This window comes from Beduinella massiliensis, from assembly GCF_900199405.1.
Taxonomy (GTDB): domain Bacteria; phylum Bacillota; class Clostridia; order Christensenellales; family Aristaeellaceae; genus Beduinella; species Beduinella massiliensis.
Window position 1 is genome coordinate 2,864,022 of sequence record NZ_LT963430.1, and the last position, 18,086, is coordinate 2,882,107.

General features: G+C 61.5%; 19 protein-coding genes and 2 tRNA genes. 1 reads left to right on the top strand and 20 read right to left on the bottom strand.

Translation table 11 applies throughout. From position 1 onward, the window contains the following. Nucleotides 1–45 precede the first annotated feature (45 nt). The 9 genes from glmS to C1725_RS13955 all read right to left on the bottom strand — a co-directional run bounded on the left by glmS (nt 46) and on the right by C1725_RS13955 (nt 9,611). Entirely contained in the window at nt 46–1,878 is a 1,833-nt protein-coding gene (gene glmS, locus C1725_RS13915) for a glutamine--fructose-6-phosphate transaminase (isomerizing) (protein WP_102412177.1), read from the bottom strand. Between the two features lie 189 nt (nt 1,879–2,067). Next, nucleotides 2,068–2,811 carry a peptidoglycan DD-metalloendopeptidase family protein gene (locus C1725_RS13920; protein ID WP_102412178.1) on the bottom strand — a complete coding sequence of 248 codons (744 nt, stop codon included), beginning with the start codon at nt 2,809–2,811 and terminating at the stop codon, nt 2,068–2,070. Between the two features lie 125 nt (nt 2,812–2,936). Beyond that, the gene (locus C1725_RS13925) at nt 2,937–3,689 is read right to left on the bottom strand and encodes a GNAT family N-acetyltransferase (RefSeq protein ID WP_102413347.1); all 753 of its coding nucleotides are present in this window, start codon (nt 3,687–3,689) and stop codon (nt 2,937–2,939) included. A 74-nt stretch (nt 3,690–3,763) separates the two neighbouring features. Next, the gene (locus C1725_RS13930) at nt 3,764–4,240 is read right to left on the bottom strand and encodes a GNAT family N-acetyltransferase (protein ID WP_102412179.1); all 477 of its coding nucleotides are present in this window, start codon (nt 4,238–4,240) and stop codon (nt 3,764–3,766) included. A 10-nt stretch (nt 4,241–4,250) separates the two neighbouring features. Continuing rightward, on the bottom strand, nt 4,251–5,219 hold the full coding sequence (gene aac(6') / locus C1725_RS19440; RefSeq protein WP_346026685.1) for an aminoglycoside 6'-N-acetyltransferase: 969 nt from the start codon (nt 5,217–5,219) through the stop codon (nt 4,251–4,253). 131 nt (nt 5,220–5,350) lie between these two features. Next, complete coding sequence (locus C1725_RS13940; protein ID WP_102412180.1) at nt 5,351–6,448, bottom strand: phosphotransferase; 1,098 nt, start codon at nt 6,446–6,448, stop codon at nt 5,351–5,353. Between the two features lie 22 nt (nt 6,449–6,470). Then, nucleotides 6,471–7,373 carry an ABC transporter permease subunit gene (locus C1725_RS13945; protein WP_102412181.1) on the bottom strand — a complete coding sequence of 301 codons (903 nt, stop codon included), beginning with the start codon at nt 7,371–7,373 and terminating at the stop codon, nt 6,471–6,473. A gap of 13 nt (nt 7,374–7,386) precedes the next feature. Continuing rightward, nucleotides 7,387–8,292, bottom strand: coding sequence for an ABC transporter permease subunit (locus tag C1725_RS13950; protein WP_102412182.1), 906 nt, complete (start codon nt 8,290–8,292; stop codon nt 7,387–7,389). Nucleotides 8,293–8,375: 83 nt separating this feature from the next. Then, nucleotides 8,376–9,611, bottom strand: coding sequence for an extracellular solute-binding protein (locus C1725_RS13955; RefSeq protein WP_102412183.1), 1,236 nt, complete (start codon nt 9,609–9,611; stop codon nt 8,376–8,378). A 200-nt stretch (nt 9,612–9,811) separates the two neighbouring features. On the opposite strand from C1725_RS13955, the gene C1725_RS13960 reads away from it, so the two are divergent. Further along, nucleotides 9,812–10,672: a PocR ligand-binding domain-containing protein gene (locus tag C1725_RS13960; RefSeq protein ID WP_102412184.1), complete on the top strand. Its 861-nt coding sequence runs from the start codon at nt 9,812–9,814 to the stop codon at nt 10,670–10,672. Nucleotides 10,673–10,698: 26 nt separating this feature from the next. Here the strand turns inward: C1725_RS13960 and C1725_RS13965 are convergent, their stop codons facing one another. The 11 genes from C1725_RS13965 to tdh all read right to left on the bottom strand — a co-directional run bounded on the left by C1725_RS13965 (nt 10,699) and on the right by tdh (nt 18,085). Beyond that, the gene (locus tag C1725_RS13965) at nt 10,699–11,532 is read right to left on the bottom strand and encodes a metal ABC transporter permease (RefSeq protein ID WP_102412185.1); all 834 of its coding nucleotides are present in this window, start codon (nt 11,530–11,532) and stop codon (nt 10,699–10,701) included. After that, nucleotides 11,529–12,281, bottom strand: a complete 753-nt coding sequence (locus C1725_RS13970; RefSeq protein ID WP_102412186.1) for an ATP-binding cassette domain-containing protein — start codon at nt 12,279–12,281, stop codon at nt 11,529–11,531. Before C1725_RS13970 ends, C1725_RS13965 begins: the two co-directional genes overlap by 4 nt. Beyond that, nucleotides 12,278–13,180 carry a metal ABC transporter solute-binding protein, Zn/Mn family gene (locus C1725_RS13975; protein WP_102412187.1) on the bottom strand — a complete coding sequence of 301 codons (903 nt, stop codon included), beginning with the start codon at nt 13,178–13,180 and terminating at the stop codon, nt 12,278–12,280. The genes C1725_RS13970 and C1725_RS13975 overlap by 4 nt, the downstream gene beginning before the upstream one ends. 154 nt (nt 13,181–13,334) lie before the next feature. Next, nucleotides 13,335–13,411 (bottom strand) — tRNA-Met (locus tag C1725_RS13980). 3 nt (nt 13,412–13,414) lie between these two features. Beyond that, nucleotides 13,415–13,491: transfer RNA gene (locus tag C1725_RS13985), tRNA-Met, on the bottom strand. Nucleotides 13,492–13,547: 56 nt separating this feature from the next. Beyond that, the gene (locus C1725_RS13990; RefSeq protein ID WP_102412188.1) at nt 13,548–14,450 is read right to left on the bottom strand and encodes a Ppx/GppA phosphatase family protein; all 903 of its coding nucleotides are present in this window, start codon (nt 14,448–14,450) and stop codon (nt 13,548–13,550) included. A 50-nt stretch (nt 14,451–14,500) separates the two neighbouring features. Continuing rightward, nucleotides 14,501–14,923: an FtsB/FtsL family cell division protein gene (locus C1725_RS13995; protein ID WP_102412189.1), complete on the bottom strand. Its 423-nt coding sequence runs from the start codon at nt 14,921–14,923 to the stop codon at nt 14,501–14,503. 105 nt (nt 14,924–15,028) lie between these two features. Continuing rightward, nucleotides 15,029–15,403, bottom strand: coding sequence for a spore cortex biosynthesis protein YabQ (yabQ, locus tag C1725_RS14000; RefSeq protein WP_102412190.1), 375 nt, complete (start codon nt 15,401–15,403; stop codon nt 15,029–15,031). Beyond that, entirely contained in the window at nt 15,400–15,726 is a 327-nt protein-coding gene (yabP, locus tag C1725_RS14005; RefSeq protein WP_346026686.1) for a sporulation protein YabP, read from the bottom strand. Before yabP ends, yabQ begins: the two co-directional genes overlap by 4 nt. A gap of 100 nt (nt 15,727–15,826) precedes the next feature. Further along, complete coding sequence (locus C1725_RS14010) at nt 15,827–17,017, bottom strand: glycine C-acetyltransferase (RefSeq protein WP_102412192.1); 1,191 nt, start codon at nt 17,015–17,017, stop codon at nt 15,827–15,829. 21 nt (nt 17,018–17,038) lie between these two features. After that, on the bottom strand, nt 17,039–18,085 hold the full coding sequence (tdh, locus tag C1725_RS14015; RefSeq protein WP_102412193.1) for an L-threonine 3-dehydrogenase: 1,047 nt from the start codon (nt 18,083–18,085) through the stop codon (nt 17,039–17,041). Between the last annotated feature and the right edge of the window lies 1 nt (nt 18,086).

Genomic DNA, 18,086 nt, shown 5'->3' on the forward strand with positions numbered 1-18,086 from the left:
CCCCTATCGGAAGCGCCGCCCGCGCTTTTATGGATTTTTTATGGATTATTCGACCGTCACGGATTTGGCCAGGTTGCGCGGCTTGTCGACGTCGCAGCCCTTGCTGACCGCCATATAATACGCGAGCAGCTGCATCGGTATGACCGCGAGCATCGGCATCAGCAGATCCGGCGCGTCCGGGATGAACCAGGTCTTGTCGGCGATGTCCGCCTCCGCCTTGCCGTCGCTTTCGCGCTGTACGCACAGCACGCTCGCCCCCCGCGCGCGCACCTCCTTGATGTTGGAGCGCATCTTTTCGAGCAGGGCGCTTTGCGTGCACAGGGCGACGACCAACGTTCCCGGTTCAATCAGGGCGATGGTTCCATGCTTGAGCTCGCCCGCCGCATAGGCCTCGGAGAAGATGTAGCTGATCTCCTTGAGCTTGAGCGAGGCCTCCATCGCCAGCGCCCAGTCCATGCCGCGTCCGATGTAGAACACGTGCCGCAGATCGAAGTGTCGCGCCGCGAAGCGCTGCATGCGCTCATGCGTCTCCACCGTCTTCTGCGCTTTTTCCGGCAGCGCCTGCATTTCCCGCAGGAGCTCCCGCGCCGCTTTCTCGTCCATCTCGCCGCGCTTGAGCGCAAGGTCCACCCCCAGCAGCGTCAAAAGCAAAAGCTGCGTGATGTATGCCTTCGTGGAGGCCACGGCAATTTCCGGCCCCGCCCAGGTGTACAGCACGCGATCCGCCTCGCGGGCGACCGAGGAGCCCACGACGTTCGTGATTGCCGCCACCTTCGCGCCCTGGCGCTTGGCCTCGCGCAGCGCGGCCAGGGTATCCGCTGTCTCGCCGGACTGGCTGATGACGAGGAAGAGGTCGCCCTTGCCCAGCTTCTGCGGACGATAACGGTATTCGCTGGCGATGTCCGCCGTGACCGACAGGCCCGTGAGCTGCTCGAGCGCATACTTGCCCACGACGCCCGCATGATAGGCCGTGCCGCAGGCTACGATGAACACGCGCTTAAGCGCGCGGGCCTCCTCCGCGTCCGGCATGCCTTCCTGCTGGATGGTAAGGCTTGTGAGATCCACGTGCGAGCGAAGCGTCTCGGAGAGCGCACGCGGCTCCTCCATGATTTCCTTGAGCATGAAGTGCGGATAACCGCCCTTTTCCGCCGACGCCACGTCCCAATCGACGTGAAAGGGCTGCAGATCCGTCCGTCTGCGCCCATAGGCGTCGTACACGGCGACGCCGTCCGCCTTGAGCACGGCGATCTCGCGGTCGTTCAGGAAGTAGACGTCGCGGGTATGAGAAAGGATCGCCGGGATGTCCGAGGCGATGAACTGCTGCTCTTCTCCAAGGCCCACGACCAGCGGGCTGTCCTTGCGCACACAGTACAGGGTGTCCGGCTCCCGCTGGCAGATGATGCCCAGCGCATAGGAGCCCTCGATGCGGTGCAGCGCCTGTTCGATGGCGCGCCGAATGTCGCCCTTGTCGTAGTAATTGATCAGGTGCGCGATGACCTCCGTGTCCGTCGAGGAGACGAACGCGCAGCCCTCCCGCTCCAGAAAGCGCTTGAGCTGGGCGTAGTTTTCGATGATGCCGTTGTGTACGACGGCGATCTCGCCCTTGACATCGGTATGCGGATGCGAGTTAACGTCCGAAGGCTCGCCATGGGTTGCCCAGCGCGTGTGCCCGATGCCGAGCGTCCCGCCAAGCGGCCTTTCCTTCAGGCGCCCTCGAAGGTTGTCCAGGCGCCCTTTTGCCTTTTCGACGCAGAGCTTTCCATCTTGCACCACCGCGACGCCCGCCGAATCGTAGCCGCGGTATTCGAGCCGCGACAGGCCTTCGAGCAGGATGGGCGTCGCGTCGGCCTTGCCGACCGTTCCGACGATTCCACACATATTCAGTTCCTCCGAGCTTTCGGTCCGCGCGACGGGCTTCACGGGCACCGGGTTCTCCGGCCCCGCCCGGGGCAGACCGTTATTCAGACGCCGCCGTTGGGCTGTGCAGTTCGTGCACCGCGCGCCGGCGTCCGGTTCCTATTATACGTGAAAACGCCGCGTCATGCAATTTCCGTCCGCGCAAATGCTTCACGAATCCGCCAGCAGCGTGCGCGGGTCGACCGCCGCTCCGTCCTGCAGCGTTTCAAAGTGCAGGTGCGCGCCGTCCGCCTGCTCGCAGATCGGCGCGGCGCCCAAGGGCGAAAGCATCTGGCCCTGCTTGACCGGATCGCCCTCCTTCAGCAGCGTCAACGTCTCCAGCCCCATGTAGCGCGTCGTCAGCCCGCCGGGGTGCGAGATTTCCATGACGTTTCCCCAGAGCGGATCGACGTAAAGCTTTTGCACGGTGCCGCTCAGCGGCGCCTTCACCGCGTCTCCCGCCTTGCCCGCGATATCCAGCCCCGCATGTGTCCCCCACGTTTCCAGCGTCGGCAGATAGACGATGCTCTTGTCGACGTGCTCGCGGGACACCTCGCCCTTCATCGGCCAGCTCAGCTTCGTGTCCGCGAGCAGCGATGCGGCGGGCGCGCTCGTCGCGAGCGGAATGACCGTCGGCATCGGCGCCACCGTCTGGGACGGCGAAGCGCTGGGCTTCGTCACGTCGTCCAGCGTCTGCACGTTTTCGTCCCGCGCTCCCGCTTCGGAAAGATTCTGCTCCTCATATCCGGGGGGCGGCGTCACCTCGGGCGTCGACGTACGTGTGTACACGGCCGTTCCGGCGATGACGGCCACGCAAAGCGCCAGCATACAATAAAAACCGTTTTTTTCAAAGAACGCGGCCACCGCCTGCGCCGCCTTGCCCGCGCGCTCGCGGGCCTCGTCCCATTTGTTCATCTAAACACCTCCGCCGCTATTGTGCCCCGGCGAAGGGCCGATATACAAATCCGAGCCGCCGCAATGCAAAGTGAAAAAAGCGCTCCTTTCTGAATGATGTCAGAACAAAGCGCCTGTAAGCCTTTTCACTTTTTAAGGATCCTCTTCAAACTCGCGACGTCCAGCAACAAATTCACCGTTTCAAATTTCCCCTGGTAAAACACGGCAAAGTTATTGAACACACAGGGCAGTTCCTTGGCCTTTTCCAATGTGTCTACCTGATGGAAGGATACGGGGACGCCGTTTACCTCGCAATACCCGCGGATCGTCTCGATGTTTTGCCAGGCATAGGGGCACTGCACGTCATAGAAAACCGTCAGCTCTTTATCCGATATTCGTCCGCTTTTCGCTTCCGGCGTAAACTGCGGCTTTGTTCCGTCTAAGGAGAGCGCCAGCAGCTCATATCCGTAATCGGTGGTGTCCACGACCTCAAAGCCATACTTTTTGACAAACGACTGGTCTGTCAGCCAATGCTTTTGTTTGTCAGCGCCGAGCACACATACGCCGGATTTTCCATTCGCCCTGGCTTCCGCCAGACAGTATTCCATCAACGCCTTTCCATAGCCCTTGCCTTTATGCGTACCGGATACCCACAGACAGTAAATATAGTAATAATTATCTCCGGCGATAGGAACCCAGGCCGTTTCCAACGGAGCGTATTCGATAAAAACCGTAGCCTTTTCGTTCAGCTTCCTGAATACATGCCCCTCGGCGAGCCGAGCTGATAGCCACTTCCGCTTTGCCTCGACCCCGGGATGGGGCTTTTTGCTGCGGATAATGCAGCATAAATGTTCGCTTGCGAGGTTATCCGCCGTCAGGTTTATAAATTCCACGCTCATATACAGCCTCATTTCAGCTTCCGGTTTGCCGATCCGCCCCCGTTTCATTCGGAAGTGGACCGACGCGACCGTTTTTATCTTCCCAATTCATACGTCAATTCGCTCAGATTGCGCGCCGCGTTCAGCACGTTTTCCTCGCCATTCGGCCGAAACCCGAATCGTTCGTAGAACGCGCGCGCCTTTGCGTTGACGTTCAGCACACACAGCCGCACGGCCGTCTTCTCCGGAAAGCGAGACAGGCCGTAGCGCAGCAATGCGCTGCCGGCGCCGCGCCCCTGGCTCGCGGGCTCGACGTAGAGCTTGACGATCTCCGCCCGTTCCCGATCCACCATAAGGATGCCCTCCGCGCGCCCCGACTTCATCAAGACGTATGTCTCCCGTCCGGGCTTCGCCGCCTCCTCCCGAAGCGCGCGCAGCATGCGCTCCTGCGTATGCGCCAGAAGAAAGGCCTCGCTCACGACGCCCGCATGCGCCGTCTGCCAGGAAAGCGCATAGGCGCGCGCCGCCTCTCCTTCGTTGTCCTTCCCCAGGGGAACGATGGTTCCGCGCATAGGCCCCTCCTCAGAGCTTTTTCACAAAGCAGACGATGCGATTTGCCTCCGCAAAGCCCGCGCGCAGGTGAAAAGAGCGGCTCTCCTCATTGCCAAGCTCGCAGTCGCTCGCAAATTCAACGCAGCCCCGATCCCTCGCCCAGCGCTCGCAAGCTTCCAACAGTCCTCGGGCGATACCGCGTCCACGGAGGTCTTCCGTCACGAAAATCCCCTCTAGATAGCCGACCGGACTCGTATCGGTTCCTTCGACGTAATCGCTGCGCAGGCTGCACTGGGCAAACCCAATGGGGGATTCCTCCTCAAACGCCAGGAAGACCGCGCCCTGTGCCATGCATTCCGCCATCTCTTCGCAAAGCGCCTGCCGCTCGTGTGCGGGCCAGAGGCGCAGCGCCAGATCCGCCACCGTATCCGCATCCGCCCTTCCGGCGCGCCGCACCCAGGGATGCAGCGCGCATTCCAGCTGGCAGTCGCACGGCTCCTTTTCGTGCAGCTCTTTGTCGTAGTGAACCGCCTCGACGCAGCCCATCGCCCGGTAGAAGGCCTGCGACTCCTCACTTGAATGGGCGGAAATGTAGAGCTTTTGCGCGCCCAGCCGAACAGCTTCCCGCACCGCGCGGGAAAACAGCCGCCGTCCCAGTCCCTCGCCGCGGCTTTCGCTTGAGACGTGCAGGCAGGAAAGCTGCGCGTACTGCGCTTGCGGGTCGAGGAGACGCCCTTCCACGGAGGCAAAGCCGATGAGCCGCTCTCCCGAAAACGCCCCGAACACCGCACCGCCTGTTTCGACCGTGCATGTAAGGCACCGCACAAGCTCTTCGTAGTCCGCGCGGTTCCACCGCTCCGTAAAGGCGATATCCCGAAGCGTCCAGCGTCCGCCTTCCTTGCGCCAGCAGCGGCGTACCTCCTGATAGCGCTCAAAGTGGGAAAAGAGGGCGGGCGTGATCTCTTCACCCCGTATCCCGCGCAGCCGTATGTCTTCCATCCGAATGCTCCCTTCGCGTCTTTTGGCTTCAGTGTAGCATAAAAACGCCCGGCAGTCCACCGCGTCCGGCAGGCAGCGAGCTGAAACAGCAGCAAAATGCCGCAGGCGCCCGCCTGCGGCATCGTATTTCGTCAAGCCCGTCTGACGATTTCCAGCATGTCGTCCCAGCCCCGCTCCATGCTTCGCACCAGGGCAAACTGTGTGCGCGCGCGGTCGAGGTTGTGGCCTGCTCTGTGAATTTTGAAGTACTTGTCTCCGTTGAGATAATCCGCCAGAAAGCGCATGCCGCATTCCAGCGTCATGAGTTTCGCGCCCATGGGCAGCAGCTCGACCTCGCGCTGCGTCAGCACGCCGCCCGCCTCGCGGATGTAACCGCGCACAAACGCCTCGAACATCTCCAGAGAAAAGTGCACCTTCGCCAGGTTCTGCTCGTCCTCCGCCGCAGTGTTTGCGCCAAAACGAATCGAATCCCCGAAGTCGTACGCCGCAAGCCCCGGCATGACCGTATCCAGATCGATCACGCATACCCCGCGCCCCGTCTTCGCGTCGAGCAGGACGTTGTTGAGCTTCGTATCGTTATGCGTCACGCGCAGCGGGATTTCGCCCGCGCCCAGCGCGTCAAGCAGCGCGTGCACCTCCTGCTCGTACTGCGCGCAGAACGCCAGTTCCTCCGCGACCTCGCCCTTGCGGCCCGCGGCGTCGTGCACCGCAGCGTCCATCAGCTGCGAAAAGCGCGCGGGCGTATTGTGAAAGTCGTGAATCGTCTCGTGCAGCGACTCCGCCGGGAACCCTTCCAGCTGGCGCTGGAACCTGCCGAACGCGACGCCGGAGAGCTCAAAGAGCGCAGGCGTGTCGGGCAGGTCGCGAGAAATCGTGTCTTCGATAAACAGATACATGCGCCACAGCTCGCCCTCGCTGTCCTCCACGTAGGAGGTGCCGCTCACGGTCCGCACGATCGTCAGCGTCTCACGGGCCGGGTCCCCGCCGTCCCGCAGGATGACCTTGCGCAGATAATCCGTCACGCGTTCGATGTTTTCGATCACCTCGACAGGCCGCTTGAAGACGTAGCGGTTCACCCGCTGCAGGATGAAACGCGAATCCACCCCGCCGTCCGGGTGCACCGTCACGCGGAACGTGTCGTTGATGTGCCCGTTTCCATACGGCTCCGCCTGCACCTCCCCTTGCGGGAGCATAAACCGGCGCGCGATTTCAATGATTTTGTTCTCCATAACATCTCTCCGTCCGTTTGCTTTATCCCTTGACGCCGCCGCCGGTCACGCCCGCGATGATCTTCTCGGACAGGAACAGGTACAGGATGAACGTCGGCAGGAACACGATGATGACCGCAGCGAACATGCCTGCCCAGTCGCCCGTGTACTTCATGGAGTTGATCATCGTATACAGACCCACCGCAACCGGGCGCGTCTTGTCCGAATTGGCGAAGATGAGCGACATGAAGTACTCGTTCCAGACGTTGATGAAGTTGAAGATCGACACCGTGATGATGCCGGGCTGCGCGAGCGGCAGCATGATCTTCCAAAACGTCTTCATGGGCGGGCACCCGTCGATGGCGGCCGCCTCCTCGTAGGAGCGCGAAAGGTTGGAAAAGAACGTGAGCAGGAAGATCGTGGTATACGGCACGTTGATGCCCACGTACAGAAAGATCATCAGCAGGCGCACCGTGATGTCCTGCTTGAGCAGCTGCATCTGCGTCACGACGCCGAAGAGCGGCAGGATGATCATCACGACCGGCACGCCCATCGCCGCTACAAACCCGTTCTGAACCGGTCGGTTGAGGAAAAACTTGAACCGGGACAGCACGTATGCGGCGGGCGACGCGACGAGGATGAGCAGCACCGTTGAAATCGACGCGTAAAACAGCGAGTTCATGAAGAACGTCGACACGTTCTGGCTCGTCCACGCCTTCACATAGTTCTCAAAGTGCAGGCCGGAGGGAAACCTCAGCGCGTTGCCCTTGAAGATGTCCTTCGTGGTGGAAAGGCTCGCCGCCAGAATCCACCCCAGCAGCACGAACGTGAACAGAATCCACAGCGTGAGCAAAATGTAGCCGGGCGCGAGGCGCAGCTCCTTTTTCCAGTTGACCTTCTCGTGAATCTTCTTTTCCTTCGGTTTTTTGATATTCGCCGTCGTCATTTTGTTCACCTCCTCAGAATTCCAATTCGTCGTTCTTGATGCACTTGTTCGTCACGATGAACACCGCCACTACGCAGATCGCGAGCAGCACGCCGATCGCGGCGCCCAGGCCCGCGTTGCGCTCGGTCACGGTATTGCCCGCGCCGAAGATCATCTGGTACATGTAGACCATCGGCGTGATCGTCGTCACCTCTGCCGTCACGTTCGAGAAGAGCTGCGACCAGACGAAGAATCCGACGGACGTAATCGACCACATGGTGATGTTCGTCTTAAACACCCCGCGCAGCAGCGGAAGCGTGATGTAGCGGAATTGCTGGGGCTTGTTCGCCCCGTCGATGGTGGAAGCCTCGTAGTATTCGAGCGGAATCTTTTCGATGCCGCTGGAGAAGATCAGCATGTGGTAGCCCACCATGCCGAAGCAATACGCGAACAGCAGCGCCCAGAACTTGTGGTCCGCATCCGTCCATTGAATCGCCGCCAGGCCGTCCAGATGCAGCGCGGAAAACACGCTTGTCAGCAGGCCGTAGCGCGCGGCGTACACGAACTGAAGCCACATCGTCGCCAGCGCCACCGCGCTGATCAGGTTCGGCAGGTAAATGATGGCCCGGAAAAACTTCTTGAACCGGATCCCGCTGTTGAGGATGACCGCGAACAGCAGCGAAATCGCCATGACCACGATGCCGCCGACCAGCCAGATGCGCAGCAGGTTGTACATGGAGATACGGAAGAGGCTCGTGTCGATCAGCTTTTGAAAGTTATCCAACCCCACAAACCGCCACTGATCCATCGAAGAGGTGACGTTTTCCACGTAAAACAGGCTCATGATGAGCGTCCGCAGAATCGGATAGACGAATATGATGGCAAAGAAGAGCAGTGCCGGGGTCAGGAAGGCGACGATCATCGTCTTGCTTTTCTTCATGTCGATCCCCCTTCGAGGTTTACGTTTTTTGAAGGGCGGCGGGCTCACGCCCGCCGCCCTAAAAGCCCAGTCATTTTTTCAGCTTACTTCGCGGAGGAGGCAGCCTCCATCGCGTCGACAAACTCCTGCGCCGTCATCTGTCCGCCAAACAGCTTCTGCACGTTGGCCTTGATGATCGGGGTCATGTCGACGTTGTCCTCGATGCCCGCGCCCCAGGAATAGCGGGTCGTCAGGCTGTTCATCACCGGCTGCACGCCGGCCAGCATCGCGGGCCACTCGGTATTGGTGGTATCCGCCGGGATGCCGATGGAGTCCTGGGAAAGCTTCTGGTCGAACTCGCCCTTGGTGATGTACTGAATCAGCTCAAACGCGGCGTCGGCCACCTTGGAATCCTTGTTGATCGCAAAAACCTGTGCGCCGTAGTTCGCGGCCTCCGGGCCATTCATGCCGCCCTCGAGCGCCGGATAGCCGAAGCAGCCCCATACGAAATCCGGGCCGGTCATGCCCTTGACTTCATTGGGCAGCCAGGAGCCGTTCAGGTACATCGCGGCCTCGCCCAGCGCAAGCTCGCCGTTCTGGTTGGCCGGCCACACGGAGGAAGCGATCGTCGGGGAGAAGTAGCCCTTCTTCGCCATATCCTCAAAGTCCTGCGCGGCCTTCAGCACCGCCGGCTCCTCCGCCCACTTGCCGTTCATGACGACGTCGTGCGTGCCCGCCTCGCCGATCAGGTGAGAGAGGTGATAGCCAAAGTTCTCGATGATGTACGCGTCGTCGCTCGTGACCGGCACGTAACCCGCGTCCTTTACCTTTTGGCAGACATCCAGGAACTCCGCCCAGGTCGTCGGCAGCTCGGTCACGCCCGCTTCGTCGAAGATCTCCTGATTGTAGAAGAACGCGAAGACGTTCGGCTGATACGGAATGGACTTGAGCGTCCCGCCCGCAACCTCGCGGCAGGCGCTCATCAGCCCGGAAATCGCGGTCGCCTCGTAGTCGTTCTTCTTGGCGAGCTCCTCCAGGTCCATGATGTAGGCGCCCCAGGTCTTGTTGACGCGGTCGATGTCCTCGTCGAACAGGTCGATGACCGTTCCGGCGTCCAGCGCGGGCTGCAGGCCCTCGCGGATGCCCGTGCGGCCCTTGAACTGCACGTCTACCGTATTGCCCGTCGCCGCCTGATACGCGTCGATCGCGGCCTGAATGGCCATGCCCTGCGGCTCGGTGGATTCCCACATCGACCAGTACACAACGGTGTCCGCGGACGCGGCGGCAACGCAGCCGAGCAGCATCGTCGCGGCAATCAGAATGGAAAGCAGCTTTTTCATGAAAAAACCTCCCTGTCGTCGTCCCCCCGCGGCAAAACCCACGGGGCTTCCTTTGTTGATTTCATTGTATTCTTTTCTTTTTTGATGGACTAGGAAAAATTTTTCCGAAAATTAGAAATATCTTTCAAAAATGTAGAAAGAATGCTATAATAAGGTCAATTCTTCTAAAATGTTTTCAGAAACGGTGGGAGAAATCACCGATGTTTCATGACGAAAGGCTTAAAAGTCTCGCCGCTTTACTGGACAATATGCACCGGATCACCGGGCTCAAGTTTGCGCTGCTCGACGAGCAGGCGCGCGAAATCTACACCGCGAGCTATCAAACGGGTTTTTGCATGCAGCTCAAGCGTGCGCCGGGCGGGTTTCAGCGCTGCACGACGTGCGACCGCGAAATGATCCTGCGCGCATCGGACGGCGAGGGCATGTACCAATACCGCTGTCACGCGGGGCTCATCGAGGTCGCCGTACCGGTGACGGAGGGCGGGCGCACGGTCGCGACCATCCTGTTCGGCCAACTGCTGGACAATACGCCCATGGAGCTGCAGTGGCAGCACACGCGCGATTGCTGCCGCTGGCATCCGGCGCCCGACACGCTGCGCTCTGCCTTTTACGACCTGCGAACGCTTTCGACCGAAGAGATCCGCGCCTGCGCCGAGATCGTCCACGCCTGCGTCAGCGAGGTGCGCCTGCAGGGGCTGCTCGAGCAGGTTGCTCAGACGGATGGCGACCGGCTTCTGGGCTACATCGACCGCTATTATGCGACGGACCTTTCGCTCGATACGCTTTCCCGCGCGCTGTCCATCGGCAAGACAAAGCTCTGCGCCATCGCCGCGAGCGAAAGCGGCATGACCGTTTCGCGCCTGATCGCCTCTCGCCGCGTCGCGGTCGCCTGCCGTATGCTGGAGCTCTCGGACGATTCCATCCAGCAAATTGCGGAAGCCGTCGGCATCCCGGATTACAACTACTTCTCCAAGGTGTTCAAGTCCATCGAAGGGGTGACGCCCAGCGCCTACCGAAAAAAGAAGCGCCAGCGGGCCGGCGCGCAAAAAGTCCAGCCGTAAAGCTGGACCTTCTTTTTTGCGTTTTTCTATTTCTTTTTGAGCGGCAGGGTGACGAAGTAGATGGCGGCGCAGATGAGCACGACCGCCGCGCCCGCCGAAGTATTCAGGTAATACGAAGCGATCAGCCCGGCCACGCCCGCGAAGAGCGCGAAGATCACGGAAAGGCGGATGTACCAGGCCGCGTTTTTTGCTACGTTGCGCGAAGCGGCTGCGGGCAGGATCAGGAGGGAGTTGATCAGCAGCATGCCGACCCAGCGAATGGAGAGCATCACCGTCACCGCCACCAGCACGACGAACACGTACTCCACCGCCCGTTCGCGAACACCCCGGCTGCTCGCAAGCGAAGCGTTCACGCTGGTGAGGAGCAGGGGGTTAAAGACGTAGGCCCAGATCGCGAGCGTCCCCAACAGCGCCGCCGCCAGGTACAGGAGATCCTGCGGCGTCACCGCGAGGATGTCGCCCACCAGATAGCTCGAATACTTGGCAAACGCGCCGCCCCTGGCCAGAATCACCAGGCCCAGCGCGATGGATGTGGACGAGAACACGCTGATGACCGTGTCCGCCGAAGCAGTGTTGCGCTGCTTGATGCGCGTGATGAGCAGCGCCCAGACGATGCCGAAAGCGAGCATGGAGGCCTGCTGGCTCGACACCCCCAGCACCACGCCGATCGCGATGCCAGTGAGCGCGCTGTGGCCCAGCGCATCCGAAAAGAACGCCATCTTGTTGTCCACGGCCATCGTGCCCAGCACGCCGAAGAGCGGGGTGATGAGCAGCATCGCAAGCAGCGCGTTCTTCATGAACGCATACGAAGCCCACTCGAACGGGAGCAACGTGTCCAGTACCGCGTACAGGATGCTCACGCTTCATTCCCCCTCGCATAAAACACCCGGGCAAACTCGGGCGAGTCGAATACGTCCTTGGGCCTCCCCTGGCGAAGCACTGTGCCCTGCATGAGCACCACGTGATCCGCGTAGCGCCTGACGACGTCCAGGTCATGTGAAACGAGCAGCACGGCCATGTGGTTGTGGCTGCGCAGCGCAGCGACGGTCTGATAAAAGGACTCCAGGCCGTTTTGATCCACGCCGGATACCGGCTCGTCGAGGATGAGGAGATCGGGCTGCGGGCAAAGGGCGAGCGCAAGCAGCACGCGCTGCAGCTCGCCGCCCGAAAGCGCGCCCAGCCGCCTGTCCGCCAGCTTTTCGCACTCCGTACGCGAAAGGGCCTCCAAAGCGGTCCCGCGCATGCGTTTGGAAACGCCCAGCCAGACTGCGCGCCGCGACAGCGCCGCCGCCATGAAGTCCAGAACCGTCACCGGAGAACTCCTGTCGAACTCCAGCTGCTGGGGCACGTAACCCGTGCGCACCGCGGCGGCGGGCTTTCCATCCTGCGTGAGGTGACGCACCGTGCCCGTGAAGGGAATCTCCTCGAGCAGCGCGCGGATCAGCGTCGTCTTGCCCGCCCCGTTGGTGCCGATCAGCGCCGTCAGCTCGCCGCAGTGCACGTGCAGATTCACGTCGTGCAGCAGCGTCTGTCCGTCGCGCACGACGGACAGGTCGTCCACCTCGATGCGGCAAAGCCCGCACGCCTTGTGCTCCGTATGCTCGCTCATCTGTTCAGCGCCTCCGCCAGCGTGTCCGCGTTTTCGCGCATCTTCTTTTCGTATGCGTCCTTATCAAGGTCGCCTGTGACGATCGGGTCGAGCGTGTAGATGCCGGCGCCCGTCTCCCTTGCGATGGTTTCCGCAGCGCGGTCAGGATACTGCGGCTCCACGAACAGCGCTGCGATACCCTTTTCCCGTACGAGATCCACGGTGTGCGCGATCTCCTGCGTCGTGGGCTCGCTGCCCGGCTCGCGCTCGATGACGGCCGCGACGTGCAGATCAAACGCCTCCGCAAAGTACGGGAACGCCTCGTGGAACGTGATGATCTCACGGCTCTTCACGTCCGCGAGCTGCGCGCGCAGATCGTTCCCAAGCGACGTAAGCCTGGAGGCGTAGGCCTCACCGTTTGCTTCGTAGGCCTTCGCGTGTTCAGGGTCGGCCTGTGCCAGCCCTGCCGCGATGTTTCGCACCTGCTGCGCCGCGCGCACGGGATCCAGCCACACGTGGGCGTTCTCCTCGCCCGACGCGTCCTGAATCATTTCGACGCCTTCGGAGGCGGTGATTACATGAAGCTCCGTGAACTGCTCGCTCACGCGGCTCATGAAGCTTTCCATGCCCGCGCCGTTGATGACGAATACGTCCGCCTTTTCAAGCGCCTTCATGTCCGCCGGAAGCAGCTGATAGTCGTGCAGGCAGCCGGTCTGCTGCTCGGCCATGTTCGTCAGCGAAATGCCCTCGACGCCGTCCGTGACGTTTGCGGTCAAGACGTACATAGGGTAAAACGATGTGACGATCGCCAGCGTCGCGCCACCAGTCTCTTCCGTCTTCTCCGGGGCTTCAGCCGCGCATCCGCCGAGGCAGAGCAGGGCGGCCGCAAGCAAAGAGATAAGCTGAAATCTTCTGCGCATGATGAACCTCCTGTTTGGCGGGCAGTGCCCGCATCGTTATTATAGCGTAGATTGTACGTTTGTCAAACGCGCAGACTGGCCGCCCGGCGGATGCGCATAAGCCCCGTATACGACAAGAAAGCCCCTCGAAAACTGCTGTCTTCAAGGGACTTGCTGGTAGCGGCAATGTGATTCGAACACATGACACTTCGGGTATGAACCGAATGCTCTGGCCAACTGAGCTATGCCGCCAAATGGTTGCGGGGGGAGGATTTGAACCTCCGACCTTCGGGTTATGAGCCCGACGAGCTGCCAGACTGCTCCACCCCGCGTCATTTATGCGCCGCATCAGCGACAGAGACTATAATACACCATACTGCGTGGAATGTCAACCCTTTTTTGCAACTTTTTTGCGCAAATACCCATCCAGATTGCCGTGATCCGACACGACGATGGACTCAATGGCGAGAGAATCCATGCAGGCGGCCAATATGGCGATCCCGTGCACCACGATATCCGCCCGCTGCGGCTGAAGGCCGGGCAGGCGCTTTCGCTCCTCCACGCTCATCGGCGAGAGCTTTTCACCCCACGAGAGCACAATTTCCCGCGTCAGCGCGTGCCCTTCGACCAGCGCGCGGTCGAACGATGTGATCGCCCGATCCATTGCGCCCAGCGTCGTAAACGTCCCGCCGACGCCAACCCAGGTCTGCGGTCTGGGGCAGGCCAATATACCGCCCGCGCCCCGCACGAGGATATCCTGCGCGAGCTCGATGACAGCGTAAAAGTCGTCCCGATGAGCGATCCTTCGCTGGCGTGCCAGCCGCACCGCACCCATCTGCAGACTGACCGCAGCCATCGCCGCGCCGTCCTCCCCCACGGTCAGCTCCGTCGAGCCTCCGCCGATGTCGATCATGCCGCACAACCCGGGCTTTGCCGCGCCCGCGTAGGAGAGCAATGCTTCCTGTTCGCCGGTGCAGACGTCCAGCGTGAGTCCCGTCATCGAACGGATGCGCTCTATGAATGCATCGCCGTTCTTCGCGTCGCGCACTGCGCTGGTCGCAAAGATGTAAATCTTGCCCGCCCCCGCTTCGCGCGCCTTTCGTTCCAGCTCGCGCGAGGCCGAGGCGGATACCTCCATGCTCTCCTCGGTCAGCGCGCCGTCGACGAGGCCCGCGAAAAGGCGCGTGCCGCATCGATCGCGCAGAACCGGGGTGATCGCGCCGTTTGCCGCGGCGTCCGCGACGAGCAGGCGAACCGAGTTGGAGCCGATTCCGATGGCTGCCAGACGCATGGTGTCTTCCTCCTTTGTTATGCCGGTTTCAGGGGAACAAAAAACCCCGCTCAAGCTGCGGGGACATAGAGCGGGTCGGGGTTGGGCTCCTGCTGCGCGGGCGCAGAGGTATCCGGCGCGGGTTCCGCCATCTCAGGCGATGCCAGCGGCAAATCCGGTTCGGTTTCCGTCTGCTCGGGCAGATTGGTCACGACAAAGCGCGCCTCGCCCGGCATCATATAGCCGTATTCGCGGCGGGCCGTACGCTCGATGAACGCTTCTGTGCCGACGGTTTCAAGCTGCTGGCGAATCTGCACGCCCTCCATGCACGCCTCGTAATAGCTGTTGCTCAACTCCACGAGCGTCAGCTCCTGTTCGTTGATGCGCGCTTCCCGCGCGCTGTAACGCCAGGTGATGAGCGCGATGGCAGGCACCATCACGATGATCCAGAACCTCGGAGCAAAGCGTGCGCGGCGGCGACGGCTGGAAGCCATGGGAGTCCCCTTCTTTCCGGTGAAACTATGTCTGTCTATATTCGCAGCGAAAGGGCAATTTCCTTCCGGCTTCAGGCGGTTCCCACGTTTTTTCCGAAAAATTTTTTACTTCCCGATTTTCTGCCCTATATGTGCGATTGCCCGTCCTGGCCCGGTCTCGAGGAAGCGTCGTCCGGCTCGCCCGAGCAGGCGCAGCAGCGCCTGAACCGCCCGGCTGATCCCGGCCAGATACAGCAGCAGGCCGCTCGCCATGCCCATCAGCATGTACGGACGGAGCCCCTCGTGCGAAAGCGACCCCACCAAAAGCGCCGCAGGCAGAAGCGAAAGCAGGCCAAAAAGCACGTCGAGCACGCCTGTCAGCACGGGCCCTGCGCGAAGAAGGCGGCGAAAACCGCGCAGGATGTCATATAGGATGCCGGCGGCGAGCCCTGCATACAGCATCGCGAGGAACACGCCGCTCTGGCGGGCCGCCTCTTTCATCGGAACATGCGCGAGAAAAATCCGCCCCGCGCCGCCTGTGCCTGCGGTTGGCCGTATTCGATGCCCGTGATGTCCCCTTCAACGATGAGCTGTCCTTCCTCCAGATGCAGCCGCGCGATGTGCAGGCCGTCGCCCAGCAGCGTGATCTCCCCGCCGCTCGTCGACAGAACGACCTCCTGCTCGTCAAAGCGAACCACGTCATTTACCCCTGTCACGTTTGCGCGGCGCCTGTTTTCCAGCGTCACCGCGTGCGTGCGGGGCGTCTTGGGCTGTTCCCTGGCTTCCTTTGCCGGTATGACTTCCTTCGGCGTTTCAGCGCTCATGGTCATCCCTCCTCGTGGAAAGATATGCCCGCCCCTTTGCCAATATGACAGACGCGCGCGGGGCCGAAACCCCGCGCGCGACGACTGATCGCTCTTCCTTTCAGATGCCCATTTCCTGCTTGACCTTCGCAAAGCATTCTACAGCGAAGTCGAGGTCTTCCTTCGTATGCGCGGCGGAAATCTGCGTGCGGATGCGCGCCTTTCCCTGCGGCACGACCGGATAGCTGAACCCGACCACGTACACGCCCAGCTCCAGCATGCGGGCGGCGAAGGCTGTCGCGACCTTGGCGTCGTAGAGCATGACGGCGACGATCGGATGATCGCTCTCGATGATGTCAAAGCCCACGTGCCGGATCTTCTCGCGGAAATAGCGGGTGTTCTCGTGCACCTTGTCGCGCAGCGCGGTGCTCTCCTCGAGCATTTCAAACGTGCGCAGCGCGCCGCTGGCGATCGAGGGGGCGAGCGTGTTGGAGAACAGGTAAGGCCGGCTCTTCTGGCGCAGCAAATCCACGATTTCCTTTCGCGCGCTGGTGTAGCCTCCGGAGGCGCCGCCCAGCGCCTTGCCCAACGTGCCCGTGATGATGTCCACGCGCCCCACGACGCCGCAATGCTCCGGCGTGCCGCGCCCGTGCGCGCCCATGAAGCCGACCGCGTGGCTGTCGTCCACCATGACCAGTGCGTCGTAGCGGTCCGCCAGGTCGCAGATGCCAGCGAGGTTGGCGACGATGCCGTCCATGGAGAAGACGCCGTCGGTCGCGATGAGCTTGACGCGCGCGCCCGCCTCCTGCGCTTCCTTCAGGCAGCGCTCCAGATCCTGCAGGTCGTTATTCTGATAGCGATAACGCTGGGCTTTGCAAAGCCTGACGCCGTCGATGATGCTCGCGTGGTTCAGCGCGTCGGAGATCACCGCGTCCTCCGGGCCGAGCAGCGTCTCGAACAGGCCGCCGTTTGCGTCGAAGCAGGAGGAGTACAGGATCGTGTCCTCCATGCCCAGGAAGCCCGAGATCTTGCTTTCGAGCTGCTTATGAATTTCCTGCGTGCCGCAGATGAAGCGCACCGACGACAGGCCGTAACCCCAGACGTCATAGCTTTCCTTGGCCACCCGGATGATCTCCGCGTTGTCTGCAAGGCCAAGATAGTTGTTGGCGCACATGTTGAGCACGTGCTTCGCCTGGGTGGTGTCGATACGGCTCGCCTGCGGGGTCGTGATGATGCGCTCTTCCTTAAAGGTGCCGTCCGCCCGGCTCTGCTCCACCGCCTGGCGGTAGAGATCCAGTCCCGTCTTTCTCATGCTCCGCTTCCTTTCGTTCCGTCACTCAGCGTGCGTCCAGTCGAGCACGACCTTGCCGCACTGGCCGCTGTTCATGACCTCAAAGCCCTTCTCAAAGTCCTGATACCCAAAGCGATGGGTGATGATGCCGTCGATCTTGAGCCCGCTGTTCAGCATCGCCATCATCTTGTACCACGTTTCGAACATCTGGCGGCCGTAGATGCCCTTGATCTCCAGGCAGTTCCAGACGATCTTGTTCCAAGGCACGACCGTGTCGCCGCTCTGGATGCCCAACACGGCGATTTTTCCGCCGTTGTACATGTTGTCGATCATGCTGTTGAAGGCCTTGCCGCTGCCCGACATTTCCAAGCCGACGTCGAATCCTTCCGAGATGCCCAGCTCGTGCATCTTATCTTCCAGCCGCTCGCGCGCGACGTTGACCGTGTGGCAGGGGCAGAGGCTTCGCGCGAGGTTTAGTCTGTAGTCGTTCATGTCCGTGATGACCACGTGGCGCGCGCCCACGTGGCAGCAGATCGCCGCCGCCATGATGCCGATGGGGCCCGCGCCGGTGATGAGCACGTCCTCGCCGATGAGGTCGTACGTCAGCGCGGTGTGCACGGCGTTGCCCAGCGGGTCGAACGAGGAGCAGAGCTCCTCCGGGATGCCCGGCTCGCACTTGATGACGTTGGTGTCGGGGATCACGAGATACTGGGCGAACGCGCCGTCGCGGTTGACGCCCACGCCGCGCGTCTCCTTGCACAGATGGCGCTTGCCGCCCTTGCAGTTGCGGCAATGCCCGCAGACGATGTGCCCCTCGCCCGAGACGATGTCGCCCACATGATAGCCGCGCACGCTCTCGCCCATTTCCACGATTTCGCCTACAAACTCGTGCCCGATGGTCATCGGCGGCTTGATCGTCGCCTGCGACCACGGATCCCAGTTGTAGATGTGCAGATCGGTCCCACAGATCGAGGTATAGTGGATCTTGATTTTGACGTCGTTCGTGCCGACGTCGGGGATGGCGACCCTTCGCAGTTCAAGTCCCGGCCCGGCCTGCGCCTTCACCAGCGCGGGCATCGTTTGTGCCATA

Coding starts and splice junctions, on each gene's coding strand:
- C1725_RS14010 (WP_102412192.1), bottom strand. CDS start 17,017: ATGAGAAAGACGGGACTGGATCTCTACCGCCAGGCGGTGGAGCAGAGC.
- glmS (WP_102412177.1), bottom strand. CDS start 1,878: ATGTGTGGAATCGTCGGAACGGTCGGCAAGGCCGACGCGACGCCCATC.
- tdh (WP_102412193.1), bottom strand. CDS start 18,085: ATGGCACAAACGATGCCCGCGCTGGTGAAGGCGCAGGCCGGGCCGGGA.
- yabP (WP_346026686.1), bottom strand. CDS start 15,726: ATGAGCGCTGAAACGCCGAAGGAAGTCATACCGGCAAAGGAAGCCAGG.
- C1725_RS13930 (WP_102412179.1), bottom strand. CDS start 4,240: ATGCGCGGAACCATCGTTCCCCTGGGGAAGGACAACGAAGGAGAGGCG.
- C1725_RS13940 (WP_102412180.1), bottom strand. CDS start 6,448: ATGGAGAACAAAATCATTGAAATCGCGCGCCGGTTTATGCTCCCGCAA.
- C1725_RS13925 (WP_102413347.1), bottom strand. CDS start 3,689: ATGAGCGTGGAATTTATAAACCTGACGGCGGATAACCTCGCAAGCGAA.
- C1725_RS13995 (WP_102412189.1), bottom strand. CDS start 14,923: ATGGCTTCCAGCCGTCGCCGCCGCGCACGCTTTGCTCCGAGGTTCTGG.
- yabQ (WP_102412190.1), bottom strand. CDS start 15,403: ATGAAAGAGGCGGCCCGCCAGAGCGGCGTGTTCCTCGCGATGCTGTAT.
- C1725_RS13945 (WP_102412181.1), bottom strand. CDS start 7,373: ATGACGACGGCGAATATCAAAAAACCGAAGGAAAAGAAGATTCACGAG.
- C1725_RS13955 (WP_102412183.1), bottom strand. CDS start 9,611: ATGAAAAAGCTGCTTTCCATTCTGATTGCCGCGACGATGCTGCTCGGC.
- C1725_RS13950 (WP_102412182.1), bottom strand. CDS start 8,292: ATGAAGAAAAGCAAGACGATGATCGTCGCCTTCCTGACCCCGGCACTG.
- C1725_RS13975 (WP_102412187.1), bottom strand. CDS start 13,180: ATGCGCAGAAGATTTCAGCTTATCTCTTTGCTTGCGGCCGCCCTGCTC.
- C1725_RS13970 (WP_102412186.1), bottom strand. CDS start 12,281: ATGAGCGAGCATACGGAGCACAAGGCGTGCGGGCTTTGCCGCATCGAG.
- C1725_RS13990 (WP_102412188.1), bottom strand. CDS start 14,450: ATGCGTCTGGCAGCCATCGGAATCGGCTCCAACTCGGTTCGCCTGCTC.
- C1725_RS13920 (WP_102412178.1), bottom strand. CDS start 2,811: ATGAACAAATGGGACGAGGCCCGCGAGCGCGCGGGCAAGGCGGCGCAG.
- C1725_RS13960 (WP_102412184.1), top strand. CDS start 9,812: ATGTTTCATGACGAAAGGCTTAAAAGTCTCGCCGCTTTACTGGACAAT.